11 protein-coding genes are annotated in these 7,210 nt (G+C 46.3%); 1 reads left to right on the top strand and 10 read right to left on the bottom strand.

Annotated elements, in window-relative coordinates; all coding sequences use genetic code 11:
- Positions 1–295: 295 nt before the first annotated feature.
- Complete coding sequence (locus tag D9N13_RS04850) at positions 296–712, bottom strand: nuclear transport factor 2 family protein (RefSeq protein ID WP_290586679.1); 417 nt, start codon at positions 710–712, stop codon at positions 296–298.
- A gap of 170 nt (positions 713–882) precedes the next feature.
- Here D9N13_RS04850 and D9N13_RS04845 point away from each other — a divergent pair, with 170 nt between their 5' ends.
- Positions 883–1,416 (top strand): PadR family transcriptional regulator, encoded by a 534-nt coding sequence (locus D9N13_RS04845; RefSeq protein WP_290586676.1) that lies wholly within the window; start codon positions 883–885, stop codon positions 1,414–1,416.
- Positions 1,417–1,531: 115 nt separating this feature from the next.
- Here D9N13_RS04845 and D9N13_RS04840 read toward each other — a convergent pair whose 3' ends face one another.
- From D9N13_RS04840 to D9N13_RS24295, 9 genes are all read right to left on the bottom strand, one after another.
- Positions 1,532–1,939 (bottom strand): VOC family protein, encoded by a 408-nt coding sequence (locus D9N13_RS04840; protein ID WP_290586673.1) that lies wholly within the window; start codon positions 1,937–1,939, stop codon positions 1,532–1,534.
- A gap of 68 nt (positions 1,940–2,007) precedes the next feature.
- Entirely contained in the window at positions 2,008–2,340 is a 333-nt protein-coding gene (locus D9N13_RS04835; protein ID WP_290586670.1) for a YnfA family protein, read from the bottom strand.
- 151 nt (positions 2,341–2,491) lie between these two features.
- Positions 2,492–2,890, bottom strand: a complete 399-nt coding sequence (locus D9N13_RS04830; RefSeq protein WP_290586666.1) for a thioesterase family protein — start codon at positions 2,888–2,890, stop codon at positions 2,492–2,494.
- A 249-nt stretch (positions 2,891–3,139) separates the two neighbouring features.
- The gene (locus D9N13_RS04825) at positions 3,140–3,826 is read right to left on the bottom strand and encodes a flagellar motor protein MotB (RefSeq protein WP_290586663.1); all 687 of its coding nucleotides are present in this window, start codon (positions 3,824–3,826) and stop codon (positions 3,140–3,142) included.
- Positions 3,823–4,644, bottom strand: a complete 822-nt coding sequence (locus D9N13_RS04820; protein WP_290586660.1) for a motility protein A — start codon at positions 4,642–4,644, stop codon at positions 3,823–3,825. The genes D9N13_RS04825 and D9N13_RS04820 overlap by 4 nt, the downstream gene beginning before the upstream one ends.
- A gap of 587 nt (positions 4,645–5,231) precedes the next feature.
- Positions 5,232–5,654 (bottom strand): hypothetical protein, encoded by a 423-nt coding sequence (locus D9N13_RS04815; protein ID WP_290586657.1) that lies wholly within the window; start codon positions 5,652–5,654, stop codon positions 5,232–5,234.
- A 497-nt stretch (positions 5,655–6,151) separates the two neighbouring features.
- Positions 6,152–6,367, bottom strand: a complete 216-nt coding sequence (locus D9N13_RS04810) for a DUF1272 domain-containing protein (protein ID WP_290586682.1) — start codon at positions 6,365–6,367, stop codon at positions 6,152–6,154.
- Between the two features lie 69 nt (positions 6,368–6,436).
- On the bottom strand, positions 6,437–7,003 hold the full coding sequence (locus tag D9N13_RS04805; protein WP_290586654.1) for a Crp/Fnr family transcriptional regulator: 567 nt from the start codon (positions 7,001–7,003) through the stop codon (positions 6,437–6,439).
- A gap of 118 nt (positions 7,004–7,121) precedes the next feature.
- Entirely contained in the window at positions 7,122–7,199 is a 78-nt protein-coding gene (locus tag D9N13_RS24295) for an IS3 family transposase (protein ID WP_411268113.1), read from the bottom strand.
- Positions 7,200–7,210 lie beyond the last annotated feature (11 nt).

Raw genomic sequence — 7,210 nt, 5'->3', positions numbered from 1 at the left:
CATATCATCGAAACCGGTAACGACAGTTATCGATTCAAACATTCAACCACACAACAGAGGGAAAGGAAGTCTAGCAATAACAGGAATATTTAGGCCATAATCGGCCCACTAGGCGGGTCAATATTCGGTGCAAAACCCGGGTCAATTTTTAATGCAAAACAACAGGCATGTCTTTCACCATTGGCAGGTATGGCCGGATAACAGCCGCTGGGTGATTGGGTGGTATTGCGCCTCGGCGTCATGCTCCGCCTGCAGCCAGCTCCAGCTCTCAGTCTGTCGTGCTTGCGGCCGCCTGCTACGGCATATAGCGCTGCATGCGCTCGCCCATCGCTGCCGCCAGGGCCTGCAATCCGCTGAGCGGTCGTACCATGACCTCGAACTCGACGATCTTGCCGGCTTCGTCGAAGCGAATCATGTCGATGCCCTTGAGTTCGCGATCACCCACCTTGGCGCTGAACTCCAGCACCACGCTCAGACCATCCTCCGACGCAAACTCGCGATGGTAGGTAAAGCCCTCAAACACCTGCAGCACATTGCCCAGGATCACACCCAAAACGTCAGCGGATTGATAGGGCTTGTACACCGCAGGAGAGCGAAACACGACATCGGGATGCGTGATGCTCCCCAGCGCTGATAAATCGGTACGGGCAACCATATCGTGCCAGGCGGCCAGTGAATCGGCGGCGGCCGGCTGCAATGCCAGTGTGTTCATGATGGCCTCTTAATGTGAATCTGAACGGAGAATAGGTTGGGCGAAACACCTACGCCATTTTGCAACTCTTTGGACAATAGACTCAATCAAGATCTTTTGCAACAAGTTGCAATATGTAAGGGATGATGAGATATACTGCACAAACACGACAACATTGGTACCCGCACCCTATGTCTCTTTCCCATGCTCTGCTCAATGCATTGTTGGAATATCCAGGCTCTGGCCTGGAACTGGCGCGGCGTTTCGATCGCTCGGTCGGATTTTTCTGGCCGGCCACGCATCAGCAGATCTATCGCGAACTTGGCCGCCTGGAAGAGGCTGGGCTGGTAAAATCCACGGCCCAGGACGGCAGCCGGGGACGCAAGAAAACCTACCAGGTCTTGCCCGCCGGACGACAGGCGCTTGAAACCTGGGTGGCTCAGGTCGATGATCCCCCGGCCCTGCGCGACGCGTTGCTGGTACGCTTACGATGCGAAGCCCTGTTGCAAAACAACAGTGTGGCAAATGACCTCAAGCACCGCCTTGCCCAACACCAGCAGCAGCTGGAGGACTATCGAGCGATAGAACAGCGAGACTTTGCCGACCGGCCGCTGAACCGGGCCCAGACATTGCGCTACCTGCTACTGCAATCCGGCCTCAAACATGAAGCCAACCAGGCCGAGTTTTGCAAACGGGCACTGGCCCTGATAGAGGTTGACTCCTGAGCTGGCGTCGAAGGTCTGCATTCGAACCATCCGCATTGCTGGTCACGCAACCAAAGCCAATAGTAGACCCATTTACTATGCTTGCCGGCTCACCATTAATTGGCCCGGTAACACCCTAGTTAGACAGATTGAGCTGCCAGGAAACGCCATACTTATCATTCAACCATCCAAATCTTTGGCTAAAACCGTAGTCATCCAAAGGCATCAGCTCTGAGCCACCTTCGGCAAGGGCCCTGAATGCCTTCTCTATTTCGCTCATTGATTCACACTCAACGTACAATGACATCGAAGGTGTAAAGGTAAATTGGTGGTTAATATGGCTGTCCAGTGCAATAAACTCCGTACCGTTTATCGTAAACCTGGCCATCTTGGTAGAACCCTCTGGTTCATGCTCACCTGCTTCGTAGCGCTGAAGATCTATAATCTCTGAATTAGGGAACAAGGAAGTATAAAACTCGATCGCATCCTCGGCTTTTCCTGCCTGTTCCCCGACAAACATGAGCGAGGTCTTAATGGATTTCATCAGCTCCTCCGTCACTGATATAACGCCCTGTACACCGAAGCGTAGTATTGGTCCACTTGATAGAATTGCTATGCATTGCGCGGTGCGAACACGATAATAGCCATCCCTACTAGTGCAACACAAGAACCCAGAATATCCCACGTTGTTGGGCGAACACCATCAACAACCCATAACCACAAAATCGCCATAGCCACATAGACGCCGCCATAAGCAGCGTAAACTCTACCTGCAGCGGTAGGATGAATCGACAAGAGCCACGCAAACATTGCTAAGCTTAAAGCAGCTGGAAAAAGCAACCAGATAGATTTACCTTCACGTAGCCATAGATAAGGTAAGTAACACCCTACTATTTCAGCGAATGCAGTGACGACAAACAGTAAAACTGTTTTTATTTCTGGCAATTAGGACCACCTATTGTGTTGCTGGAACTTCAAATCCAAACTCGCGATATACTCGTCTAAATTTTCAATTCAAATATAGACAAGGCTCGACAATCCTCCAGGCGCATAACTCTTGGCTAACCTGCACCGCCAAGTATCAGACTGAACCTTTTTATGTTAAGCCTCTACGGTTAGCTCCCTCAAGCAGCCTGTCTGAATTTACAATAGCCCTGGTATGTTCACCGCTTCCCGCAAGGCCACCTTTATCATACAGGTATACTTTAAAGGAATAGGTTTTACCATTTAGCCCAATATATTCCGCTACAGCCTTCACATTTGCACCAATTGGCGTTGCTGCAAGATGCTTAACATTCACAGTAACCCCCACAGATAACTCACCCTCAGCCAGCAAGGATTTCATTAACCGTGCTGCAGCTAGCTCCATTAACGCTATCATACGAGATGTTGCGAATACCGATGGAAAATCATCCCCAGCCTCTATAGAGAGTGACCTGGCTGAATCAGCGTCAGTGATGACATATTCAAGCTCATTCTTATCTCCGATTTCCATTTCCTTAACCTCTTAAACGATGAGGCTAGATAGTAGTGCTTATTAGGAATATTTCACACATTCTCTTTGGAAATACTCAGGATTCACTAAAAAATTGGTGTTCACCACAAAAAGTAGACATTCTAACTAAGCAACTAATGCTGAGGTTTCCTCAAATACGACATGTCTTAGCCAAACGTTGGCTGAGTGCCTTCTCTTATGATTGCAGAAAACTTCAACTCAAAAAGGCACTTTCTTTATCAGGCGCAGTTATTGGGGAAGCTTAAGTCTCAAATGTACCCGACGATTAGCTGAACGCGCTTGGGGTGAATTGCCCAACTCAGCAGGACGTGTATCGGCATAGCCGACTGCCATAAAGCGATCAGGAGCGAGGCCCTGACTAACCAAATAACGCACTACCTGGCTGGCCCTTGCTGCGGAGAGCTCCCAGTTGGACGGATACTTGTCATTATGGATCGGGGCACTGTCCGTGTGGCCTTCGACTGTTATGGGGTAACGGCCTGCTTTCAGAACAGGCGCTAGACGCTGCAAGCGCTCCAGTCCTTCCCCGGAAAGCTGAGCGTTGCCGGATTCAAAGAGAAGTATGTCAGCGAGATTGATCGTCACACCGTCTTCGTCAGCATCAATCTCGTACGAACCCTGTGACTGCATAGAAATCAGCTGATCCAATATCTGCCGTCGGATAGGGCTGCCAGCTATCGGCGTGCTTATCTGTGGTGCGACGGCCATCGGCGCTTTAGTAGACGTTTCCGATAAAGAGCCCTCGGTGGTGCTGTTGTTTTTATCAAAGTCGCTGAAAGCAAACATAAGCACCAGAAAAACGATGATGAGCGTCGACAAATCAGCGTAGGATAGCAGCCACTCATCGCTATCTTGCGCTTCTTGTCTGTCCAATAGCGCAGGATAACGGTTGTTGGGATCCCACGGCTGATTCATTTTTTTACCTTATCATCGACAGTTTTAGCGACCGCGGCTTTGCTATGGTGATCATGCAGTTCATCCTCAAACTTCATCATGAACGATTTGAGCGTCTCCGAAATAAAGGTCGGCGTACGACGCTGGTGGAGCAACTCAATCCCCTCCATTACCATGCTCAGCACGGCGATACGCTTGTCAGTTCGGCGCTCCCATTTCACTGCAATGGGCTTAAAAACCATATTCGCCAGGAGCAGACCGTAAAATGTCGTCAACAGGGCAAGGGCCAAATTGGAGGCCATAGAAGCGATATCGCCTGCCCCTATGTCGCCAAGCATATTGACCAAGCCTAGCAAAGTGCCGACCATTCCAAAGGCCGGGGCGTAGGAGGCCATCGTGCGAAAGATCTGGGCTTCCGCGGCTTCTTTCGCTTTCAGCCGCGCAATACGCCAGTTCAACAATCGAGTGACATCCTCTTCTGGAGTGTTATCAATCACCAGCTGAATGCCCGTCCTCAAAAAAGGATTGTTGATCCTGCCTATCTCACTCTCTATCTCCCGGATGCTGCCCTTCTGAGAAAGTCTGGCGACGCGTTCAATTTCCAGAATATCTTTTTCGAAATAAATGCGTTCGTTACGTAGAACAATATGGAATATGCTAAATACGCGGAGCACTTCTTTGAGGGGATAACTGAGAAAAGTTGCCGCGATGGTCCCACCGACAACGAACAACAAGCCAGGTGTATTGATGAGCTCCGCCGGCTTATCCACATTCAGATAGATCGCCAGTGTCAGCACGACCAGGCCACCAATCATGCCGATCAAAGTAGAAGGATTCATAATGCCTTCGCTGGATTTAAAGAGTTACGGCTAGTATAGCTCATAGTGAAAATTACTCAGTGAGCACATACTAATCAGACACAGGAATTACCTTAGGTTCAGGTATCAAAAACCCGATACAATAATTAAACATACGACTATTAATAGTACATTTCTTTGTTTCATAACTTAAAATGCACATGAAGCATTATGTCTAATTCCCTTTCAACTCAGGTAGCTCGTTAAGGGATAACCCGCAATGAACGCATTGGTTTGTAATTCTGTAATGTAAGACAACATACTTGGTGCAAAAGGTTTTTTCACACCTTGGACACTTGAATCGTTGTATCTTATTCCCAATGTAAACAACTAATATTAAAGATAAGATAATTGGCACATACGTCCATTCGGAATCAAGTATCGTTTTTGATAAAAAAATCGTGCACAAACCAACGATGAGCAACACCAGCCACGCGAATCGTTGTTTTACTAAAAGCCGCCTATATTTCCTCAGGCATTCAAAATATTGCTCATTCATATTCGGCACCATAATGCATAACACCTAAAGCAGCGGCGCGTTTTTGACTGCCCTTGCTTGTTATGCATAATTATACCCATGGCATTAATATACCCAGCATCGCCACTCCAAAGCTAACAGGCACTAAAATAACTGCCAACTTAAAAATTGCTCTTTGCGACTGAGTATAGCCAGTACCTGGATGTCCGTGGGCCTCAGCATCAAGCGCTCTTCGGGCTGGTGGGATTTGTCGCACAACGAGATTTCCCAGCAACATACCAAGAGGCAATGCCGCAAAAAGTGGAGCGATACTAGCCAATATCGGGCCGATTGTATGTGAATCATCTATCTCAAAGCTTTCTTCTGCATAAATAAAAGTATGCAAGAGTTCGTTAATGATGAAAAAAGACCGATAAAATGCGCCAACCAAGGAAATAGTTATTGGAAGCAGTATGAGATTCCATGTGCTCTTTCTTCTTCTCCCTCTTTTTTTAGCAGAATCAATGTAAGTCATATATTGGCCATAATACTTGCGGCGCACCGTCATGATATAAGGATGGCAGATATTCATGATTTAGATGAAGTAATGATGATTCCATCATGCTCACAACCATCCCGACTAAGGAAACAACGCCCACATTAGCGAAGACAAATATAAAGCCATAAGTACCTCTCCGTATATAGAGATAGAGTCCGGGTACTGAAACTGAACCAATTAAAAAGAACAACTCAAAAGCATCTAGCTTTCATTACTCAACCAAATCCAGATCACCATTCTAAATTCCAATTCTAAACGCACCGCTTTGAACTCGATTGGCGCATAACCATTAGAATCACGGGCGTTGGGATGATGACTGGGCATTTGCAATAATTAGCAACGCGCATGCCCATGCCCATGCGGCATCCAAACGCCCCAGTGCATTTTTTGGTTAGAATAGCCCCCTGTTACTTTTTCCTTTTGTACTTCAAACTTGATACCAAGTGGCTTTTGACTAATCTCATAGCACAGTTTTATCGGCCAAACAGCTTCGCCTTTAATTGTGATTTTGCCACATCCAATGGCTTCTTTAGTCTCTTTGGGCGAAGCAATAGTTCACCGGAGCAATTGGGGCATATAGCGCCCATCTTTGTTGTGCACGATTCGCAGAATGTACACTCAAAAGAGCAAATATATGCTACTTCTTTCTCTCCCGTTAACCTGCCACATTGCTCACAGGATGACTTCATTTTTAACATCATATATACCTATCAGTGGATTAAAATACACTATAGATTAGGTACATATTCTAGACCTTATCAATTGATAAGATTCCTCTTCATTCTACTGAAAGATTCAGCGGTTATACCTAGATATGAAGCAATACAATGCATGGGGGTTTCCTCGACGATTTTCTTCTCCATAAATTCACAGAAGTAACGATAACGCTCTTCAGATGTCTTATGGTGAAGCATCATTAGCCTTCGTTCCATTGACAAATAATGTTGCTCAGCAATGTACCTGAAGACTACATCTATTTCTAAATTATCTGAGCGCATACGTTCTAGCTTTTTAATGGGTATCAAAAACCCTTTGCATGTTTTTAAGCATTCGATATATTCCGAAGACATACTGCCAGTGATAAAACCAGAATAAGCAATAACGGCACTATTATCTGTCATCAGACGTAATATGACTTCCTTACCTTCGCGAAGCACATAGCACTTTACCAACCCGCTAACCATATAGAATAATTGGTCTGGTTTTTCTCCTTCTCTACAGATCAATTCATTCTTTGTGAATTCACACTCTTTTCCGATATCGTTTAATAAATAGAGGTATTTATCAATCTCTTTGAATATTTTGGGGGTAATATTAAACATCATATATGTCGTTAAATATTTTTAAATTCCACTCGGCAAGCCTGACGGGTGGCGCACGCCAATATCACTGGCGCAGCGTCAAGGAAACCTCACCCACTTTTGCGCACACCGCTTTGTTAAATCAAATACTACACTCATATTCCACTGGTGATAAATACCCAATGGACGAATGTGACCGAATTTCGTTGTACCACTTCATGTAAAGCTGAA

It is taken from the genome of Ketobacter sp. GenoA1 (genome assembly GCF_003671475.1).
In the GTDB taxonomy this organism is placed as follows: domain Bacteria; phylum Pseudomonadota; class Gammaproteobacteria; order Pseudomonadales; family Ketobacteraceae; genus Ketobacter.
This window is presented reverse-complemented; position numbering and strand designations above follow the sequence as displayed.